This is a genomic window from Brucella anthropi ATCC 49188, assembly GCF_000017405.1.
In the GTDB taxonomy this organism is placed as follows: domain Bacteria; phylum Pseudomonadota; class Alphaproteobacteria; order Rhizobiales; family Rhizobiaceae; genus Brucella; species Brucella anthropi.
On the sequence record NC_009667.1, the window covers coordinates 146,523 to 165,849 of the forward strand.

The following is a 19,327-nucleotide window of genomic DNA, read 5'->3' on the forward strand; positions in this document are numbered from 1 at the left end:
ATAGAAAGCGACAGAACTTGCGGGGGAAACGGAAATGCATGACGCGAAGGGCATGAATGGGCGGGTCGACTGGGTCGATATTGCCAAGGGTATCTGCATCATCTTCGTGGTCATGATGCATTCGACGCTAGGCGTGGAGAAAGCAGCCGGCGCCCAGGGCTGGATGCACTATGTGGTCGCCTTTGCCAAACCCTTCCGTATGCCGGATTTCTTTATGATATCAGGCTTGTTTCTCAGTCTTGTGATCGACCGGCCATGGCGGCGCTATCTTGACCGCAAGGTCGTGCATTTTCTCTATTTCTATATTCTGTGGCTGACGATCCAGTTTACGTTCAAGGCGCCGGGCATTGCCAGCGAAGCCGGAGTTTCCGGTGTGGTGAACGCCTATCTGATGGCTTTCATCGAACCGTTCGGAACGCTCTGGTTCATCTATATCCTGCCTGTTTTCTTCATCGCGACGCGGCTTTTGAAGCACGTGCCGGTAGGCGTGACCTTTACGGCGCTGGCATTTCTCGAAATCCTGCCGATCCATACGGGTTGGATTATGGTCGACGAATTCTGCTCCCGTTTCGTCTATTTCTATGCGGGCTATGCCTTTGCTCCCGCCATCTTCCGGGCTGCGGACTGGCTTCGACAGCGCCCGCTCATCGGTGTTGCCGGACTGCTGGTCTGGGGCTTGATCGAATACAAGCTCGTCTTCATGCCAGTGCCGGAAAGCCTTGCCGCGCTGATATCACCCGCAAGCGACCTTCTGGATAGGCGGGGCGCAATCAGCGATCTGCCGGTCGTTTCACTTCTCCTGGGTCTGGTGGGTGCGCTGGCAATCATTTCCATATCTTCGCTCCTCAGCCTGCTGTCGGCCAGAAACTGGCTGCATCGAGGCTTGAGCTGGCTCGGTGCGCATTCGATTGTCGTCTATCTGGCTTTCTTCCTGCCGATGGCCATTGCCCGCACAGCGCTGCTGAAACTCGGCATTGGCGATATCGGTACAGTCTCGCTCCTGACGACAGCCAGCGGCGTCATCGGTCCGGTCATTCTTTATGGCTTTATCCAGTGGAGCGGTTACGGACAGTTTCTGTTCCGCCGTCCCGGCTGGGCCTATATCGATCAGGCGCCGCAAAAGAAAACGGCGGCTACCGCCGCCGTTTGATCTCATCACGAATGGGCGAAAATGTCGTCCTCGGGCCAGCCCATCAGATCGAGTTCCGAGCGCGTTGGCAGGAACTTGAAGCAGGCTTCGGCCTGTTTCGCACGGCCATCGCGTTCCAGCCGCTGTTCGAGCACGGCTTTCAGACGATGCAGATAGAGCACGTCGGAAGCCGCATATTCGAGCTGCGCAGCCGACAGTGTTTCCGCTGCCCAGTCCGATGATTGCTGCTGCTTGGAAATCGAAACGTCGAGAAGCTCGTTGCAAAGCTCTTTCAGGCCATGGCGGTCCGTATAGGTACGGGTCAGCTTCGATGCGATCTTGGTGCAGAACACAGGTTGCGGCATGGTGCCGAAAGCCTGCGCCAGCACGGCCAGATCGAAGCGGCCAAAATGAAAGATCTTGGTGATCGAGCGATCCTTCAGAAGCTTGACCAGATTGGGGGCCTTCTTCTGACCGGCTTCAATCTGAATCACGTCTGCCGTGCCGTCACCGGGCGAAATTTGCACCACGCAAAGCCGGTCGCGATGCGGGTTCAGGCCCAGCGTTTCGGTGTCGATGGCGACCGCATCGACCTGATAGTTGTCGAGGTTCGGCAGATCGTTCTTGTGAAAACGGATGGTCATTCAGTTATCCTTACTTCGCGGCGATTGCCGCCATAATACGTGCCCAAGAGCGTTGTCCCTTGTGGAAGGAGTTCAGCTCGTATTTTTCATTGGGCGAATGGATGCGGTCATCTTCGAGGCCAAAGCCCACGAGCAGCGATTCCATGCCGAGGAACTTGTCGAAGTCGCCGACAATCGGGATCGAGCCGCCCATGGCGATCAACACGGCTGGCTTCGGCCATTCGTCGGAAAGCGCATTCTTGGCCTTGGAAACAAGCGGTGAATCGTAGGGTAGCTGGATGGCTGGCGAGCCACCATGCGGATGGAACTCGACCGAACAATCGGCTGGCAGACGTTCCTTGACGAATGTGCGGAAGGCTTCGCGGATTTTGACCGGGTCCTGCTTGTGGACAAGACGGAACGAAACCTTGGCGGAAGCTTCCGCTGCAATGACGGTCTTGAAACCTTCGCCGGTATAGCCGCCGGTGATGCCGTTGACTTCAGCGGTCGGGCGCGCCCATGTCAGTTCCAGAACGCTGCGGCCTTTTTCGCCGGATGGAATGGACAGACCGATCGGACCGAGGAAGTTTTCAGCCGTGCGGCCAAGGCTTTCCCATGACTTCAGAATCTGCGTCGGTGTTTCTTCGACGCCCTCATAGAAATCGGGAACTGTCACACGTCCGGTTTCGTCGTGCAGGTCGGCCAGAATTTTTGTCAGGATGTGGATCGGGTTTGCCGCGGCGCCACCGAAGAAGCCGGAATGGAGATCGCGATCGGCTGCCTTGATGACGATCTCCTCGCCGACGAGACCGCGCAAGCCCACGCTGATGGCAGGTGTTTCTGCGTCCCACATGGCCGTGTCGCAGACGAGTGCCACATCGGCCTTCAGCTCTTGCTTGTTGGCGTCGAGGAACGGCTTCAGTGATGGCGAGCCGGATTCCTCTTCACCTTCAAACAGGAGTGTCACCTTGACTGGCAGATTGCCATTGATCGCCTTGTAGGCGCGGCAGGCTTCCACAAAGGTCATGAGCTGGCCCTTGTCGTCGGACGTGCCGCGACCGGTCAGTATCTTGCGGCCATTACCCACGTCCTTGATAGCCGGATCGAAAGGATCGTTTTCCCAAAGATTTAGCGGATCGACCGGCTGCACGTCATAGTGACCATAGAACAGCACGTGCGGCGCATCCGGTGTCGCGCCTTCATGATGGGCAACCACCATCGGGTGGCCGGGCGTGTCGCGCACACTGGCATCGAAACCGATTGTCTTCAAATCTTCGACGAGCCATTCCGCAGCCTTGCGGCAATCGGCCTTGTAGGCCGGGTCGGTCGAAATCGACTTGATCCGCAAAAGATCGAACAGGCGATCGAGGCTCTGATCGAGATTGGCGTCGAGGTGGCTGAGTACTTTGTCGAGCGATTGCGCAGACGATTGCTGGGACATGGAAATTTCCTGACGAGTCGTAACGTAAACTGGCGGCACACTACAACCAGCGTCGTCAGGATGAAACCCGGTTTGGAAGAAAGAAGAGCCTCGATAAAATGAATTGGCCGTTACGGTGAGGGGGTACCGCAACGGCCATGTCACTACACTCAAAGCGGTAGCCCGGAGAGGGGAATGAGGCTACCGCTAGCATCCGGCATCCAACGGGGGACGGGTCAGAAAACCGGCGACCGACGAACTGTCGATGACTGAGATTTGGCCTTTCAACTGTGGCTATTCAAGGGCACGGAAGATTACAAATCTGTAACAAACGTGTTACCGCGACGTGATGGGTTTTCTTTCACGTGGACGGATGTTTCTCCTGACACGGGAGTGGTTTTCTTTAGGCGTCATTTCCTCTAATTCTAGCTTATGAAAAAAGGCGATCATCTCTTTCTCGTTGACGGCTCGGGCTATATTTTCCGCGCCTATCATGCCCTGCCACCGCTGACCCGCAAGACGGATGGTCTGCCGGTCGGCGCCGTCTCGGGCTTCTGCAACATGCTATGGAAGCTCTTGAAAGATGCGCGCAACACCGATGTGGGCGTGGTGCCGACCCATTTTGCGGTCATCTTCGATTATTCGTCGAAGACGTTCCGCAATGAAATCTATCCTGAATACAAGGCCAATCGCACCGCGCCGCCGGAAGATCTCATTCCTCAGTTCGGCCTCATCCGTCAGGCAACGCGCGCGTTCAATCTGCCCTGCATCGAGAAGGAAGGTTTCGAGGCTGACGACCTGATCGCGACCTATGCCCGTATTGCCGAGCAGGCTGGCGGCGATGTCACCATCGTTTCGTCCGACAAGGATCTCATGCAGCTCGTGACGCCAAGCGTATCGATGTATGACAGCATGAAGGACAAGCAGATTTCGATCCCGGAAGTGATCGAGAAATGGGGCGTTCCGCCGGAAAAGATGATCGACCTGCAATCGCTGACCGGCGACAGCACCGACAATGTTCCCGGCATTCCCGGCATCGGGCCGAAGACGGCGGCGCAATTGCTGGAAGAATTCGGCGATCTCGATACGCTTCTGGCCCGCGCTTCCGAAATCAAGCAGAACAAGCGTCGCGAGAACATTCTGGCGTTTGCCGACCAGACGAAGATTTCGCGCGAGCTGGTTACACTCAAGACCGACGTGCCGCTGGATGTCGATCTGGACAGTCTGGTGCTGGAGCCGCAGAACGGCCCGAAGCTGATCGGCTTCCTGAAGGCTATGGAATTCACTTCGCTCACTCGCCGGGTGGCCGAAGCGACTGACACCGACGCATCGGCTGTCGAGCCGTGCCATGTGGAGACAGACTGGGGCGCGGACGCCCATGGTCCCGATGTCGATGTTCCCGCCAAGGCTGATAATGCTGCGTCGCAACCGACATCCGCTGTCGCTGCCTCGGATCAGGGCTACACGCCGAAGGCGCTCGCAGAAAAGCGGGCGACAGAAGCAGCCGCACAGACAATCGATACGAGCGCTTATACCTGCATTCGCGATATCGCCACGCTGAAACTCTGGCTCGCAGAGGCGGTTGAAACCGGTGTTTTGGCCTTCGATACGGAAACGACGTCGCTTGATCCGATGCAGGCGGAGCTGGTTGGTTTTTCTCTGGCCTTGGCGCCGGGCAGAGCCGCTTATATTCCGCTCCAACACAAGTCTGGCGCGGGTGATCTTCTCGGCGGCGGCATGGTCGAAGGACAAATTCCGCTGGATGAGGCGCTGGCCGCTTTGAAGATCGTGCTTGAGGATGCTTCCGTTCTCAAGATCGCGCAGAACATGAAATATGACTGGCTGGTCATGCGCCGCCATGGGATCAATACAGTCTCGTTCGACGATACGATGCTGATTTCCTATGTACTTGATGCTGGCACGGGTAGCCATGGCATGGACCCGTTGTCCGAGCGCTGGCTCGGTCATACGCCAATTCCCTATAAGGATGTGGCGGGAAGCGGCAAGAGCGCTGTCAGCTTCGACATGGTCGATCTCGACCGTGCCACGGCTTATGCGGCAGAAGACGCCGATGTGACCTTGCGCCTGTGGCAAGTTCTGAAACCGCGTCTTGCAGCTGAAGGGCTGATGTCGGTCTATGAACGTCTGGAACGTCCGCTGGTCGATGTTCTGGCGTGCATGGAAGAACGCGGCATTGCCGTTGACCGCCAGGTACTGTCGCGTCTTTCTGGCGATCTGGCGCAGGCTGCCGCTGCCTATGAAGACGAGATTTACGAACTGGCAGGCGAAAGATTCAATATCGGTTCGCCCAAGCAGCTTGGCGATATTCTGTTTGGCAAGATGAGCTTGTCGGGCGCGTCGAAGACCAAGACCGGTCAATGGTCCACGTCTGCGCAGGTGCTGGAAGACCTCGCTGCCGAAGGCCATCCGCTGCCGCGCAAGATCGTCGACTGGCGTCAGCTCACCAAGCTCAAATCCACCTATACCGATGCGCTACCGGGGTTCATCAACCCGGAGACAAAGCGCGTTCATACGTCCTATGCGATGGCGTCCACTTCAACCGGACGTCTTTCGTCATCCGACCCGAACCTGCAAAATATTCCGGTTCGCACAGCCGAAGGCCGCAAGATCAGGACGGCCTTCATCGCCGAACCCGGCAACAAGCTGGTTTCTGCCGATTACAGCCAGATCGAACTGCGCGTGCTGGCCCATGTGGCCGATATCGCGCAACTGAAGCAGGCCTTTGCCGACGGCATAGACATTCACGCCATGACGGCATCCGAAATGTTCGGCGTGCCGGTGGAAGGTATGCCGTCGGAAGTGCGCCGCCGTGCCAAGGCGATCAATTTCGGCATCATCTACGGCATTTCCGCATTCGGCCTTGCCAACCAGTTGTCGATTCCGCGCGAAGAAGCAGGGCAATATATCCGCACCTATTTCGAGCGCTTCCCCGGCATCAAGGACTACATGGAGGCGACCAAAGCTTTCGCGCGCGAGAATGGCTATGTCGAAACGATTTTCGGGCGTCGTGCGCATTATCCCGATATCAGGGCATCCAACCCGCAGGTTCGTGCGTTCAATGAGCGCGCGGCCATCAATGCGCCGATACAGGGTTCCGCCGCCGACATTATCCGCCGCGCCATGATCCGCATGGAAGATGCGCTGGCGGAGCAAAATCTTGCCGCGCGCATGTTGTTGCAAGTGCACGATGAACTGATCTTCGAAGTGCCTGATAATGAAGTCGAAAAGACCATACCGGTCGTTCGTCACATTATGGAAAATGCGGCGATGCCTGCCGTCTCGCTTGCGGTGCCGCTGCATGTTGATGCGCGTGCAGCGCATAACTGGGATGAGGCGCATTAGAGCGCATTCCGAAAAGTGTGAAGCGGTTTTCGGGCCAAATGCGCGTCAAAAAGGACCAGAGCGGCGGTACGATTCAATCGGATCGAATTGCGCTCTGAGGTTTGGCCGGTTGACCTGAGCGGTCCAACCCTATAGGGAAGCATCAATTCTGTTGCTTCGGTGGTCGTCAGGGGAGTCGTGGACAAGTGGGTTCACGGCCAATGGGTATACGGCTTGAGAAGCTTTTTTCGTGAAAGTGGTTCATGTCTTTGCCCGAAACCATCGCTCCGGCTCTGTCCGGAGCATTAGCCGCTCGCGGTTATAATACACTCACCGCCGTTCAAAATGCCGTTCTGGCACCCGAAACGCTCGATGCCGATCTTCTCGTTTCCGCACAGACCGGATCGGGCAAGACGGTTGCTTTCGGCCTTGCCATGGCTAACACCATCCTCGAAGGCGAACTGCGTTTCAGCGATGCCGGTGCGCCGCTTGCCATGATTATCGCGCCGACGCGCGAACTGGCGCTTCAGGTTCGTCGTGAGCTGGAATGGCTCTATGCCGATACCGGTGCGCGCATTGCATCCTGCGTTGGCGGTATGGATATCCGCACCGAGCGTCGTGCGCTGGAACGTGGCGCCCACATCGTTGTCGGTACGCCGGGACGTCTGCGCGACCATATCACCCGTGATGCTCTCGACATGTCGGAACTGCGTGCCGTCGTTCTCGATGAAGCTGACGAAATGCTCGACATGGGCTTTCGCGAGGACCTCGAATTCATCCTTGGCGAAGCGCCGAAAGACCGCCGCACGCTGATGTTCTCGGCAACCGTGCCGAAGCCGATTGCCCAGCTTGCCAAGCGCTTCCAGAACGACGCGCTTCGTCTCACCGTCCAGAGCGAAACCAGCCAGCACGCCGATATCGACTATGTCGCCATGCCGGTGCCGCCGCATGAGCGCGACCACGCGATCATCAATACGCTGCTCTATTACGATTCACAGAACTCGATCATTTTCTGCTCGACCCGCGAAGCGGTGAAGCATATGGCAAGCCGGCTCTCCAATCGCGGCTTTGCCGTGGTTGCGCTGTCGGGCGAACTGAGCCAGGCCGAACGCAACAACGCCTTGCAGGCAATGCGCGACGGTCGTGCCCGCGTCTGCGTGGCAACCGACGTTGCCGCGCGCGGCATCGATCTGCCCAATCTCGACCTCGTCATTCATGCCGATCTTCCGAACAATCCCGAGACGATGCTGCATCGTTCGGGGCGTACGGGTCGCGCCGGTCGCAAGGGCACCTGTGTGCTGGTTGTGCCGTTCTCGCGTCGCCGCACTGCAGAGCGCCTTCTGCATATGGCGAAGCTCGATGCGCAGACGGTTCCGGCACCAAGCATCGCTGCTGTTCAGGCCAAGACCAATGAGCGTATTTTGAATGCGGAAGTCTTCAACCAGCCGGTTGAAGAAGAATATCAGGATCTCCTGAAGGCGCTGACCGAGCGTTATACGCCGGAACAGATTGCCGCTGCTTTCCTCAACCGCGAAGTGGCCTCCTATCCGGCGGCGGAAGAAGTTTCCGATGCGCCGGTGCATCCGGTTGGCGGCAAGAAACCCAGAGACCGTTTTGAAAAAGGCGAACGTTCTGATCGCGGTGATCGTTTCGAACGCGGCGAGCGTCGTGAGCGTGGCGAACCGGGCGAACGTTTCGACCGCAATGCTTCTTTCGATGGCGTGTGGTTCTCGGTTTCTGCTGGTCGCAAGCATCGCGCCGATCCGAAATGGCTGCTTCCGCTCATCTGCAAGGCGGGCGATGTTTCCAAGCGCGATGTCGGTTCGATCAAGATTTTCGACAATGAAACCCGCTTTGAAATCACTGCCTCCAAAGCCGATGAGTTCCGCCGTTCGGTCGAAGAACGCGGCACCGGCGAAAAAGGTCTTGTGATCCGCACTGCCGTTGCAGGTGCAGGCGGTGACGCTGCTCCGCGCGAAGGCAAGGGCGGTTTCAAACCACGCGGCGACAAGTCCAAGGAAGGCGGCTTCCGGGATGGCTACAAGAGCGACGGCTATAAAGGCGACCGCTCGAAAGGCGACAAGTGGGACAAGCCACGTGATTTCTCCCGTGGAGACGACTTCAAGAAAGATGGTTTCAAAAAGGGCGGTAAAAAGCCTGAAGGCGGCGGTTACAGCAAGAAGCGTCGCGGCGAGTAAATAACCACGATAAAAGAAAAGCCCGCTAAATAGCGGGCTTTTCTTTGGGTATTATAAAACCCCGAGAAGCTTTCCGGCTTTTCGGGGTTTGTGTTTTTTAAACGTCGAGATTGGCAACGCTCAGCGCGTTTTCCTGAATGAACTCGCGCCGCGGTTCCACGTCATCGCCCATCAAGCGCGAAAAGAGTGAATCAGCATCGGTCGCATCCGTCACCTTGACCTGCAGCAGCGAACGCACGTTCGGATCGAGCGTGGTTTCCCAAAGCTGTTCGGCGTTCATTTCGCCCAAGCCTTTGTAGCGCTGCAGGGTCAGGCCCTTGCGGCCCGTCGCAAAGATTGCGTCGAGCAGGCCCATCGGGCCGGAAAGTGTCTCCACCTTGTCCTTGCGGCGCAGCACAGGTGGCTCGGCAAAGACCTCTGACAGACGCGAAGCCACGCGGTCGATCTGACGGGCATCGGCAGAACCGAGCAATGCCATGTCGAGAATGGCAATGTCCTTCACGCCGCGCACCATGCGCTCAAAGCGATAACCGCCATCTTCCGTCACATGTGCTTCCCAACCACGTTCGGTTTCTTCCGAGATCATGTCGAGACGCTTTGCAACGGTATCGGCGGAACGCTGTGCGGTTGCATTGTCCCTTGATGCATCCGGATGCAGGAGCCCTGCGATGGCAGCCTGCTCCACCACGCGACGGTCATAGCGCGTGTGAAGACCCGCCAGAAGCTGACGCATGGTGCGTGCATCTTCCACCACCGAACGCAAGTCAGTCCCGGCGCGAACTTCGCCGCTTGCCATTTCCAGCGTGGCTTCTTCAAGACCCGTCTCAATGAGGAAGTCTTCGAAGGCGGCCTCGTTCTTGATGTATTGCGAGGACTTGCCACGCGAGACCTTATAGAGCGGCGGCTGGGCGATATAGATATGGCCGCGCTCGATCAGTTCCGGCATCTGCCGGAAGAAGAAGGTCAGCAGCAATGTACGAATATGCGCGCCGTCGACGTCAGCATCGGTCATGATGATGATCTTGTGATAGCGCAGCTTGTCCGGGTTGAAACCGTGCGTTTCATCCTTGCCGATTGATGTGCCGAGCGCAGTAATCAGCGTGCCAACCTGATCGGACGAGATCATGCGGTCGAAGCGGACGCGTTCCACATTGAGGATCTTTCCGCGCAGCGGCAGGATGGCCTGGTTCTGGCGCGAACGACCGCTCTTGGCGGAACCACCTGCCGAGTCACCCTCGACGATGAAGATTTCAGACTTGGCCGGATCGCGCTCCTGACAGTCGGCGAGCTTGCCGGGCAGGGACGTCACGCTCAGATTGCTCTTGCGGGTGATGTCGCGGGCCTTGCGGGCTGCTTCGCGGGCGGCAGCGGCCTGAATGACCTTTTCGACTACAATCTTGCCGCCAGCCGGATGCTCTTCCAGCCAGGTCGAAAGCGCTTCGTTGACGAGGCTTTCCACAACCGGGCGAACTTCCGAGGAAACCAGCTTGTCCTTGGTCTGCGACGAGAACTTCGGATCAGGAACCTTGACCGAGAGAACAGCGGTCAGGCCTTCGCGGCAGTCATCGCCGGTCAGCGTCACCTTTTCCTTTTTGGTCATGCCCGAAGCATCGGCATAGCCCGTCACCTGACGGGTCAGCGCGCCGCGAAAACCGGCCAGATGCGTGCCGCCATCGCGCTGCGGGATGTTGTTGGTGAAGCACAGCACCTTCTCGTGGTAGGAATCGTTCCACCACATGGCGACTTCAACCGTCATGCCGTCTTTTTCACTGCGGATATAAATCGGCTCGTCCAGAAGCGATTTCTTGCTCTGGTCGATATATTTCACGAACTCCACAAGCCCGCCGTCATAGTGCAACTCATGCTCCACCACGTCCGCATGACGGCGGTCGGTGAGCTTGATGCGAACGCCGGAATTGAGGAAGGCGAGTTCGCGCAGGCGGCGCTCCAGCGTATCGAAATCGAATTCGACCATGCTGAAGGTATCGGGCGAGGGCAGGAAGCTGACTTCCGTACCCGTCTCCGCACCGGCATCACCGGTTACCACGAGCGGGGCATCGGCCACGCCATGGGTAAAGCTCATCTCATGAATCTTGCCGGCACGACGGATCTTCAGCTTCAGCCAGATCGACAGCGCGTTCACAACCGAAACGCCAACTCCGTGCAGACCACCGGAAACCTTGTAGGAATTCTGGTCGAACTTACCACCGGCGTGAAGCTGGGTCATGATGACCTCGGCCGCTGAAACGCCTTCTTCCTTATGGATGTCGGTCGGAATGCCACGACCATTATCGGTCACGGTGCAGGAGCCGTCCGGGTTGAGGGCGACGGTGACAAGCGTGGCATGTCCTGCCAGCGCTTCGTCGATCGCATTGTCCACGACCTCGTAGACCATATGATGCAGGCCGGAGCCGTCATCCGTGTCACCGATATACATGCCGGGACGCTTGCGAACAGCATCCAGGCCTTTCAGAACACGAATGGAATCCGCGCCATACTCGGCGGGGGCTTCGGAATTCATCTCGGGCATCTCGCTCATGAAAATCTTTCGAAAAACGCGCTGCGAATGCAGCTTCAAAGATATGTCGAATCACGCGACAAACATGGCTTTAATATAGGTGCTAAAGGCTTTTTTTCCAAATTTTGGCGGTAAATTTGCCGGGGATTCCGGCAGTTGGTTCATATGAGAACAGTACCGGTGCCGCTTGGCTTCTGGAACCGCCACAATTGACGCTTATATCGGGTTTGACGGGGGCGTTCTCGACCTGTTTTATGACGAAAGGAACGCTTGATGGAAATTGCGAACGTCATGAGCGAAAGACCGGTTCCATTTGTGCCGCCCGCACCGCGCCCGCGCGAAAAGCCGGTGGGGCGTTTCGAGATGATGCGGGTCGTCTACAAGAACCCGCTCGAGCTTTGGGGTGAGCCTTCTTATAACGAGCGGTGGATTTCCGTCAGCTGGTTCGGCATGAAAACCATCATCGCCAATGATCCGGGGCTGATCCGCCATGTGCTGGTCGACAATGCAGCCAATTATCCCATGTCCGCCATTCGTCAGCGCGTACTACGCCCCTTGTTGCGCGATGGCCTGCTGACGGCTGAAGGCCAGGTGTGGAAGCGGTCGCGAAAAGCCATGGCGCCGGTTTTCACGCCGCGTCATATCGGTGGTTTTGCCGAGGCCATGCGCGACCGGTCGCTGCAGTTCGTTGAGCGATACAAGACCCCCGGTACGATTACCGATGTCGCCCATGACATGACGCTCCTGACCTATGATATTCTGGCGGAGACGCTGTTTTCCGGCGAGATCGCAGGCGATCCAAACGATTTCGCACATCAGATCGACAAGCTGTTCGAGACCATGGGGCGGGTCGATCCGTTCGACCTTCTGGGACTGCCCGACTGGTTGCCGCGTCTCACACGTCTGCGTGGACAGCAATCGCTTGGCTTCTTTCGTGAGCTGGTCTCAAACACCATCGAGCTGCGTAAAACGCGCATGGACAGGCAAGAAGACGTGCCGAGCGACTTCCTTACCCTGCTGTTGCGGGCCGAAGGACCAGACGGCCTGAGCCGCTCCGAGATCGAGGACAACATCATCACCTTCATTGGCGCCGGTCACGAGACAACCGCCCGAGCGCTTGGCTGGACGCTTTATCTGCTCGCCAAGGCACCGCAAGAGCGCGAACTCATCGAATTGGAAATCGACGGCTTTTTTGCAAAAGGCGGACGTGATCTGCCGCCGCAGGAATGGCTGGCATCGCTGCCTTTCGCACGTGCGGCCTTCGAGGAGGCTATGCGGCTATATCCGCCAGCGCCGTCGATCAATCGCGAGGCGGCGACCGACGATACATACGATGACTTGAAAATCCCGAAGGGCGCGACCGTGCTGGTTATGCCATGGGTCATTCATCGTCATAGGCTCTACTGGGATCAGCCGGACGCTTTCATGCCTGAACGCTTCTGGCCCGAAAACCGCGACAAGCTCGACCGCTTTCAATATTTGCCCTTCGGGGCAGGCCCGCGCGTCTGTATCGGCGCAAGCTTTGCCTTGCAGGAGGCTGTGATTGCACTCGCCATCCTGCTCGACGGTCGTCGTTTCGAGGTGCTGGAAACGACGAAGCCATGGCCCGTGCAGAAGCTCACTACTCAGCCGCAAGGTGGTCTACCGATGAAAGTGATGAAGCGCTGATTAGCTCTTAAGGCGTTCAGCGTGCCATTTCAGATGATCATCCATGAAGGTCGAGATGAAGAAATATGAATGGTCATAGCCTTCACGCATATTGAGCGTGAGAGGAATGCCAGCCTTCTTGCAAGCCTCTTCCAGAAGCCACGGACGCAAGCCATCATCAAGAAAACCGTCTGCGGTACCCTGATCGACCAGAAATTCCGGGAACCGATAGCCGTCTTCGATGAGCAGCGTGGCGTCATAGGCGCGCCAAGCCCGTTCTTCCGGTCCGAGATATTTTTCCAGTGCCGGTCTGGACCAGTCTGCAGTAGAAGATTGGACGATGGGTGCAAAGGCGGATGCTGACTTGAAGCGATCCGGATTCTTGAGCGCAATTGTTAAAGCGCCATGTCCGCCCATGGAATGGCCGGTGATCGCCTGTCGCGACATATCGAGCGGGAACTCGCGTCCCACCAGATCGGTCAATTCCTTCGTGATATAGCTATACATCTGATAGTTTTTGGCAAATGGCTCCTGCGTGGCATTGACGTAGAAACCAGCACCTTTGCCGAACTGCCAGTTGTCCGGCTCATCCGGAATGTCATCGCCGCGCGGGCTTGTATCTGGGCAAATGACGGCAATTCCCAGCTCTGCGGCCATTTGCCGATATTCGCCTTTGTCCATGACATTCTGATGCGTGCAGGTAAGGCCGGAAAGATACCAGAGTACAGGCACCGGACCGTCTTTTGCTTGCGGCGGCAGGAAGACGGCAAAGGTCATGTCGCACTGGTTCGTCTCGCTTTTGTGGCGATAGACGCCTTGCGTTCCGTCAAAGCACTTTGCAGTCGAAATCGTTTTCATAGAAAATTTCCAGTTTTGTTCAGCTTCCGAGCACCACCGCAACATTGACAGAAGCGGCGACCAGCACGGTATTGAAAAAGAAGGAGACGATGCTGTGCAGCAGCGTGACCTTGCGCATGGCAGGCGTCGTCACACTCGTATCGGAGGTTTGTGCCGTCATGCCGATGACATAGGCGAAATAGGCAAAATCCCAGCCGGATGGTTCTGGTGTACCGGGGAATTCGAAGCCGCCACGATAACGGCTGGCATGGCTGGTATCGTCGCCAGCCGGCTCACCTGGTTGCCAATACATATGCGCATAATGGATCGCCGTCATCATATGAATGGTGAACCAGCCGAGGGGCACGGACGCGAGTGTCATCACCAGTGAAAATGTATCGGCCTTTTTCTCGCCGTTGATGAGAATGAACAGCGAGACGATTGCCACGAGAACGGTCGCAAAAGTCACCAGAAAAATGATCCAGATAGGTTCGTCGGCGCTTGCAGCGTGCTTTTTCAAAAAGCTTGTCGTGAGCTTTGGCAGGGCAGATGCCGCCAGCCCCAGATAGAGTACGAAAAAGCAGTTTGCGCCGATGACCGGAGCAAGAGGACTTTTGAAAAGCCAGGCAATGATAAATGTTGCTACGCCGCCAAGAGCACCAAGATAGAACGACATATGGCGGCGCAGCAGAAACATCAGGCGACCTTTTCTCTTGGTTCCAATCGCATATCGACATGCGGAATGCCGTCTTCGAGATATTCTTCCGAAATCGCGACAAAGCCGAACGACCCGTAGAATTTCTGCAAATGGCTCTGTCCGCCAAGTTCGATCGCTATGCCCGGAAAACGGGCATGAGCGAAATCGATTGCCTCTTTCATTAGGCGCTGACCAAGCTTGTAACCACGATAATCCGGCGCCACGACGACGCGCCCGATTTTCACCGGCTTGCCAGCCTGTTCCGGTGGCAGAACTCGCAGCGATGCTGCAAGTTCCTCGCCGTCGAGAATGCGCAGGTGAAACGCCTCGAAATCCTTGCCGTCGATTTCCGGGTAAGGGCATTTCTGCTCCACCACGAAAACGTCCACGCGCAGCTTCAGCATCGCATAAAGCGCGCGCGGGCTCAGATTGTCGAGTTCATCCCATTGGGAAACGAGAAGCTTTTCACTCATCAGTAGACAATCACCGAACGGATGGACTTGCCTTCATGCATCAGGTCGAAGGCCGTGTTGATTTCATCGAGCGGCATGGTGTGGGTGATCAGATCGTCGATGTTGATCTTGCCGTCCATGTACCAATCGACGATTTTCGGAACATCCGTGCGACCGCGTGCGCCGCCGAATGCGGTGCCTTTCCAGACGCGGCCTGTGACCAGCTGGAACGGACGCGTGGCAATTTCCTTGCCCGCTTCTGCCACACCGATGATGATCGATTCACCCCAGCCGCGATGGCAGCATTCCAGCGCCTGACGCATGACGTCGGTATTGCCGGTAGCGTCGAACGAATAATCCGCGCCGCCATCGGTCAGGTCCTGAATGGCCTGCACCACCTTGTCATTGCCGACTTCGCGCGGATTGATGAAGTCGGTCATGCCGAACTTCTTCGCCATCTCGACCTTGGATGGATTGATGTCCACGCCGATGATCTTGTCGGCGCCGACCATGCGCGCGCCCTGAATGACATTGAGGCCAATGCCGCCAAGACCGAACACTACGACATTGGAACCCGGACGAACCTTGGCGGTATAAATCACTGCACCAATACCCGTGGTCACGCCGCAGCCGATATAGCAAATCTTGTCGAATGGCGCGTCTTCACGCACCTTGGCAACCGCGATTTCCGGCAGAACGGTGAAGTTCGAGAAGGTCGAGCAGCCCATATAATGAAACACTTCGCCGCCATCGCAGGAAAAGCGCGTGGTCTTGTCCGGCATCAGGCCCTGACCTTGCGTAGCGCGGATCGAGGTGCAGAGGTTCGAGCGCTGCGACAGGCAAGTTTTGCACTGGCGGCATTCCGGCGTGTAAAGCGGGATCACATGATCGCCCGGCTTGACCGAGGTCACGCCTGCGCCCACTTCGCGAACAATGCCCGCGCCTTCATGGCCAAGGATCGCCGGGAATTTGCCTTCGGAATCGAGACCCGAAAGGGTGTAGGCATCTGTATGGCAAACGCCCGTCGCCATGATTTCGACCAGCACTTCGCCAGCCCGTGGACCGCCAATCTCGACTGTTTCGATGGTGAGCGGCTTTTTCGCCTCCCACGCAACGGCTGCGCGTGATTTCATGACGATGTTTCTCCCTTTCAGTCTATCTTAGAGCAACGCACTCATTTGAGGTAGGTGCGTAGAATCCGCATGATTTCGTCGATTTGTGTATCGGGATCAGCTTTGGTTTCCTGTCCAAATGTCTCACGGAAGTGACTTTCCAGCACTTCCGCCATCAACCCGTTGGCTGCACCGCGCAGTGCTGCAATCTGCTGCAACAATGCCGCGCATTCTGTGCCAGCCTCCACCGCGCGCTCCAGCGCTTCGGCCTGTCCGCGAATGCGGCGCAGGCGAGTCAAGGCGCGCTTCTTGTCTTCCGGTGAATGCGGCATGGAAACTCCCGATATCAGCGAAATCTATATACTCTAGGGGAGTATGTCAATTGTTGGTCGCCAGCCGCAGATGCAGGAGTGGATAGGGGCGTCCCTGGTCGTCTGTCTCCGAATGCCCGGTTTCGACAAACCCCATATGCCGGTAAAAGCCGACACCCTGCAGGTTCTGCTCGTTCACATCGACTGTCAGCGGACTGCCGAGCGTTTTTGCATGCGCTATCATCTGTTTGCCGATGCCTTTGCCGCGCTGATCAGGTGCGATGAACAGGCTGTCGATATGATGCTCGCTCATGCCCATGAAGCCGACCGGCTTGCCAGCGTCTTCAATAAGCCAGACTTCGACGTTCGGCAGATATTGCTCGGCCACCAGCTTTTCGATTTCCAGAAAATCATCGCGGCTCAGGAAGTCATGCGTAGCGAGAACGCTGGCGCGCCAGATTTCAGTCAACGCGGGCGCATCGGCCCTGTTCGATTTTCGAATATGGATCATGTGCGTTCCCTGTGTGATAAGCACGAAAGCGGAAGCCTTATCTGACGGAAATTATTTTGACGAGCCTGCCCGACCTTCCTGTGACACGAATTCTGCCTCAGCTGGATGAGGCATTGGCGCATCATGCGAGCGCAGTCCTTGTCGCGCCGCCCGGTGCGGGCAAGACGACACTGGTACCTATTCATATGCTGAACGCGGACTGGCGCAAGGATGGCACGATCGTGCTGCTTGAACCGCGTCGTCTGGCGGCACGTGCAGCTGCTCGCCGCATGGCGCAGCTCCTGGGCGAGGAACCGGGTGAAACGGTCGGCTACCGGATGCGCCTTGAAAGCAAGGTATCAGGGAAAACCAAGATCCTCGTCGTTACTGAGGGCGTCTTTGCGCGCATGATCCTGGACGATCCAGACCTCAAGGGTGTCGCCGCAGTCCTGTTTGATGAGTTCCATGAACGCAGTCTCGATGCGGATTTTGGACTGGCGCTGGCGCTGGATGTGCAGGCAGCCTTGCGTGACGACCTCAAAATTATTGTCATGTCGGCAACACTGGATGGCGCTCGCGTGGCTCAACTGTTGGGCGATGCGCCGGTGATCGAAAGTGAGGGGCGCGCTTATCCCGTCGATATTCGCTATCGCGATCGCAAAGCGGATGAACGGGTCGAGGACGCGATGGTGCGTACGATCCGTGATGCGCTGGCAAATGAAACCGGCAGTATCCTCGCCTTCCTGCCGGGGCAGGGCGAGATTGAGCGCACGGCAGGCATTCTGGAAAAATTACTGCCTGCCAATATCATTCTGGCACCGCTTTACGGTGCAATGGAAGGCCGCGATCAGGATGCGGCGATCAAGCCTCTACCGACAGGCCACCGCAAGGTGGTGCTGGCGACTTCGATTGCAGAAACCTCTATCACCATTGATGGCGTACGCGTGGTGATCGATTCAGGCCTTGCACGCCAGCCGAAATATGAACCGGCCACGGGCCTCACCCGGCTTGAAACCGTGCGGACTTCGCGTGCAAGTGCCGATCAACGTGCTGGCCGTGCGGGTCGTACAGAACCGGGCATTGCCATTCGCCTCTGGCATCAGGGGCAGACGGCGTCGCTCCCCGCTTTTTCACCACCGGAAATTCTCGAAGCTGATTTGTCGGGCCTTGTGCTGGATGCGGCTGCGTGGGGTGTGACCGATCCGGCAATATTATCGCTGCTCGACAAACCGCCGGCACCTGCGCTCAAAGAAGCCAAGGCGCTGCTTATGCGGCTCGGTGCGCTGGATGAAGCGGGACGATTGACGCCCGACGGTGAAGCCATGCGCTCTTTGGCCCTGCCTGCACGTCTGGCACATATGGTTGCAGAAGCTGGCAAGCGCGGCGAGGTGCAAAAGGCTGCTGAACTCGCTGTTTTGTTGACCGAACGCGGCCTTGGCGGCAATGAAACCGACCTTGATACGCGCATGTCGCGGTTCCGCAATGACCGATCAGATCGTGCACAGCGTGCAAAAGGGCTGGCACGGCGGCTTGCAGCAAATGTCCCAAACAAGGGTGAGGTGGCAGGCTCAAGCGTAGGTCGTATGCTCATTGATGCTTATCCGGACCGCATAGCCAAGGCTCGCGGGCAGATGGGGCAGTTTCTTCTGGCCAATGGACGTGGCGGCGAGGTCGATCCCGCTATCAGCCTCAGCAGGGCGCCATGGCTTGTGGTTGCCGATATGTCTGGAAGAGCGGGCCGCGCCCGCATTCTTTCTGCCGCGGAAGTTTCGGAAACCGAAATCCGCGCAGCCCTTGGTAACAGGATCGAAAGTGGACGACAGGTCGTCTATGACGCGGAAAAGAACGCCCTGCGGGCTCGTGAGGCTGTGCGCATTGGTGCGATAGCTCTCTCCGAAAAGCCGCTCGCCGCTCCTTCGGGAGCTGCCGCCGACGAAGGCGTGATTGCCGCCGTGCGTGAACATGGCCTCGATATTCTGCCATGGGGCAAGGAAACCGATATTCTGCGTCGTCGCCTTGGCTGGCTTCATCGCGGCCTTGGTGATCCGTGGCCTTCGATGGATAGCGACCATCTCATCGAAAGGCTGGACGATTGGCTGCTGCCCTTCCTGACGGGCGAAGCGCAACTTGACCGCATTCCCGGGCACGTGTTGAAGAACGGTCTGATGAGCCTTGTACCCTTCGATCTGCAGCGTAGTGTCGACCAGCTTGCGCCGACGCATTTCGAAGTGCCGACCGGATCGAATATTCCGATTCGCTATGACGCCGAAGAGCCGGTGATCGCAGTTCGTGTCCAGGAGCTTTTCGGTCTTGGGGTGCATCCGGCCATCGCCAATGGCAAGGTGCCGCTCTTGCTGGAACTTCTTTCTCCAGCTCATCGCCCGATCCAGATCACCCGTGATCTTCCCGGCTTCTGGAAGGGATCATGGGCGGATGTGCGCGCCGACATGCGCGGACGCTACCCGAAGCATGTCTGGCCGGAAGACCCGGCCAATGCGGAAGCGACGCGTCGCGCCAAGCCACGCGGAACCTGATTCCAACCTGCGACCGG

The 19,327-nt window shown here is 57.5% G+C and carries 14 protein-coding genes; 5 read left to right on the forward strand and 9 right to left on the reverse strand.

Annotation, left to right across the window (positions count from 1 at the left end):
- Positions 1-34: 34 nt before the first annotated feature.
- A complete protein-coding gene (locus OANT_RS00680) occupies positions 35-1,150 on the forward strand; it encodes an acyltransferase family protein (RefSeq protein WP_011982347.1) in 1,116 nt (371 codons plus the stop codon).
- Positions 1,151-1,155: 5 nt separating this feature from the next.
- On the opposite strand, the gene OANT_RS00685 is transcribed toward OANT_RS00680, so the two are convergent.
- Both OANT_RS00685 and OANT_RS00690 read right to left on the reverse strand, forming a co-directional pair.
- Complete coding sequence (locus tag OANT_RS00685; RefSeq protein ID WP_011982348.1) at positions 1,156-1,773, reverse strand: ribonuclease D; 618 nt, start codon at positions 1,771-1,773, stop codon at positions 1,156-1,158.
- 10 nt (positions 1,774-1,783) lie between these two features.
- The gene (locus OANT_RS00690) at positions 1,784-3,193 is read right to left on the reverse strand and encodes a dipeptidase (RefSeq protein WP_010657972.1); all 1,410 of its coding nucleotides are present in this window, start codon (positions 3,191-3,193) and stop codon (positions 1,784-1,786) included.
- 411 nt (positions 3,194-3,604) lie between these two features.
- Between OANT_RS00690 and polA the strand changes: the two genes are divergently transcribed.
- Both polA and OANT_RS00700 read left to right on the forward strand, forming a co-directional pair.
- Positions 3,605-6,535 (forward strand): DNA polymerase I, encoded by a 2,931-nt coding sequence (gene polA, locus OANT_RS00695; protein ID WP_011982349.1) that lies wholly within the window; start codon positions 3,605-3,607, stop codon positions 6,533-6,535.
- Positions 6,536-6,777: 242 nt separating this feature from the next.
- Positions 6,778-8,712 (forward strand): DEAD/DEAH box helicase, encoded by a 1,935-nt coding sequence (locus OANT_RS00700; protein ID WP_011982350.1) that lies wholly within the window; start codon positions 6,778-6,780, stop codon positions 8,710-8,712.
- A 97-nt stretch (positions 8,713-8,809) separates the two neighbouring features.
- Here the strand turns inward: OANT_RS00700 and gyrB are convergent, their stop codons facing one another.
- Complete coding sequence (gyrB, locus tag OANT_RS00705; protein WP_040130016.1) at positions 8,810-11,251, reverse strand: DNA topoisomerase (ATP-hydrolyzing) subunit B; 2,442 nt, start codon at positions 11,249-11,251, stop codon at positions 8,810-8,812.
- A gap of 252 nt (positions 11,252-11,503) precedes the next feature.
- On the opposite strand from gyrB, the gene OANT_RS00710 reads away from it, so the two are divergent.
- Positions 11,504-12,898: a cytochrome P450 gene (locus OANT_RS00710; RefSeq protein ID WP_011982352.1), complete on the forward strand. Its 1,395-nt coding sequence runs from the start codon at positions 11,504-11,506 to the stop codon at positions 12,896-12,898.
- On the opposite strand, the gene fghA is transcribed toward OANT_RS00710, so the two are convergent.
- The 6 genes from fghA to OANT_RS00740 are packed head-to-tail and all read right to left on the reverse strand — an operon-like array spanning position 12,899 to position 16,797.
- The gene (gene fghA / locus OANT_RS00715) at positions 12,899-13,735 is read right to left on the reverse strand and encodes an S-formylglutathione hydrolase (protein WP_040129013.1); all 837 of its coding nucleotides are present in this window, start codon (positions 13,733-13,735) and stop codon (positions 12,899-12,901) included.
- A gap of 19 nt (positions 13,736-13,754) precedes the next feature.
- On the reverse strand, positions 13,755-14,411 hold the full coding sequence (locus OANT_RS00720) for a DUF1345 domain-containing protein (RefSeq protein WP_011982354.1): 657 nt from the start codon (positions 14,409-14,411) through the stop codon (positions 13,755-13,757).
- Positions 14,411-14,884, reverse strand: coding sequence for a GNAT family N-acetyltransferase (locus OANT_RS00725; RefSeq protein WP_011982355.1), 474 nt, complete (start codon positions 14,882-14,884; stop codon positions 14,411-14,413). The genes OANT_RS00720 and OANT_RS00725 overlap by 1 nt, the downstream gene beginning before the upstream one ends.
- Positions 14,884-15,996: an S-(hydroxymethyl)glutathione dehydrogenase/class III alcohol dehydrogenase gene (locus OANT_RS00730; protein WP_011982356.1), complete on the reverse strand. Its 1,113-nt coding sequence runs from the start codon at positions 15,994-15,996 to the stop codon at positions 14,884-14,886. Before OANT_RS00730 ends, OANT_RS00725 begins: the two co-directional genes overlap by 1 nt.
- A gap of 41 nt (positions 15,997-16,037) precedes the next feature.
- Entirely contained in the window at positions 16,038-16,307 is a 270-nt protein-coding gene (locus OANT_RS00735) for a metal/formaldehyde-sensitive transcriptional repressor (RefSeq protein ID WP_010657981.1), read from the reverse strand.
- 46 nt (positions 16,308-16,353) lie between these two features.
- Positions 16,354-16,797 carry an acetyltransferase gene (locus OANT_RS00740; protein WP_011982357.1) on the reverse strand — a complete coding sequence of 148 codons (444 nt, stop codon included), beginning with the start codon at positions 16,795-16,797 and terminating at the stop codon, positions 16,354-16,356.
- A gap of 56 nt (positions 16,798-16,853) precedes the next feature.
- On the opposite strand from OANT_RS00740, the gene hrpB reads away from it, so the two are divergent.
- Positions 16,854-19,310, forward strand: coding sequence for an ATP-dependent helicase HrpB (hrpB, locus tag OANT_RS00745; protein ID WP_011982358.1), 2,457 nt, complete (start codon positions 16,854-16,856; stop codon positions 19,308-19,310).
- The last annotated feature ends 17 nt before the right edge of the window (positions 19,311-19,327 follow it).

What these genes read in the sequence shown, in the direction of transcription:
- OANT_RS00680 (WP_011982347.1), top strand. Translation starts at nt 35, where the DNA reads ATGCATGACGCGAAGGGCATGAATGGGCGGGTCGACTGGGTCGATATT.
- OANT_RS00685 (WP_011982348.1), bottom strand. Translation starts at nt 1,773, where the DNA reads ATGACCATCCGTTTTCACAAGAACGATCTGCCGAACCTCGACAACTAT.
- OANT_RS00690 (WP_010657972.1), bottom strand. Translation starts at nt 3,193, where the DNA reads ATGTCCCAGCAATCGTCTGCGCAATCGCTCGACAAAGTACTCAGCCAC.
- polA (WP_011982349.1), top strand. Translation starts at nt 3,605, where the DNA reads ATGAAAAAAGGCGATCATCTCTTTCTCGTTGACGGCTCGGGCTATATT.
- OANT_RS00700 (WP_011982350.1), top strand. Translation starts at nt 6,778, where the DNA reads ATGTCTTTGCCCGAAACCATCGCTCCGGCTCTGTCCGGAGCATTAGCC.
- gyrB (WP_040130016.1), bottom strand. Translation starts at nt 11,251, where the DNA reads ATGAGCGAGATGCCCGAGATGAATTCCGAAGCCCCCGCCGAGTATGGC.
- OANT_RS00710 (WP_011982352.1), top strand. Translation starts at nt 11,504, where the DNA reads ATGGAAATTGCGAACGTCATGAGCGAAAGACCGGTTCCATTTGTGCCG.
- fghA (WP_040129013.1), bottom strand. Translation starts at nt 13,735, where the DNA reads ATGAAAACGATTTCGACTGCAAAGTGCTTTGACGGAACGCAAGGCGTC.
- OANT_RS00720 (WP_011982354.1), bottom strand. Translation starts at nt 14,411, where the DNA reads ATGTTTCTGCTGCGCCGCCATATGTCGTTCTATCTTGGTGCTCTTGGC.
- OANT_RS00725 (WP_011982355.1), bottom strand. Translation starts at nt 14,884, where the DNA reads ATGAGTGAAAAGCTTCTCGTTTCCCAATGGGATGAACTCGACAATCTG.
- OANT_RS00730 (WP_011982356.1), bottom strand. Translation starts at nt 15,996, where the DNA reads ATGAAATCACGCGCAGCCGTTGCGTGGGAGGCGAAAAAGCCGCTCACC.
- OANT_RS00735 (WP_010657981.1), bottom strand. Translation starts at nt 16,307, where the DNA reads ATGCCGCATTCACCGGAAGACAAGAAGCGCGCCTTGACTCGCCTGCGC.
- OANT_RS00740 (WP_011982357.1), bottom strand. Translation starts at nt 16,797, where the DNA reads ATGATCCATATTCGAAAATCGAACAGGGCCGATGCGCCCGCGTTGACT.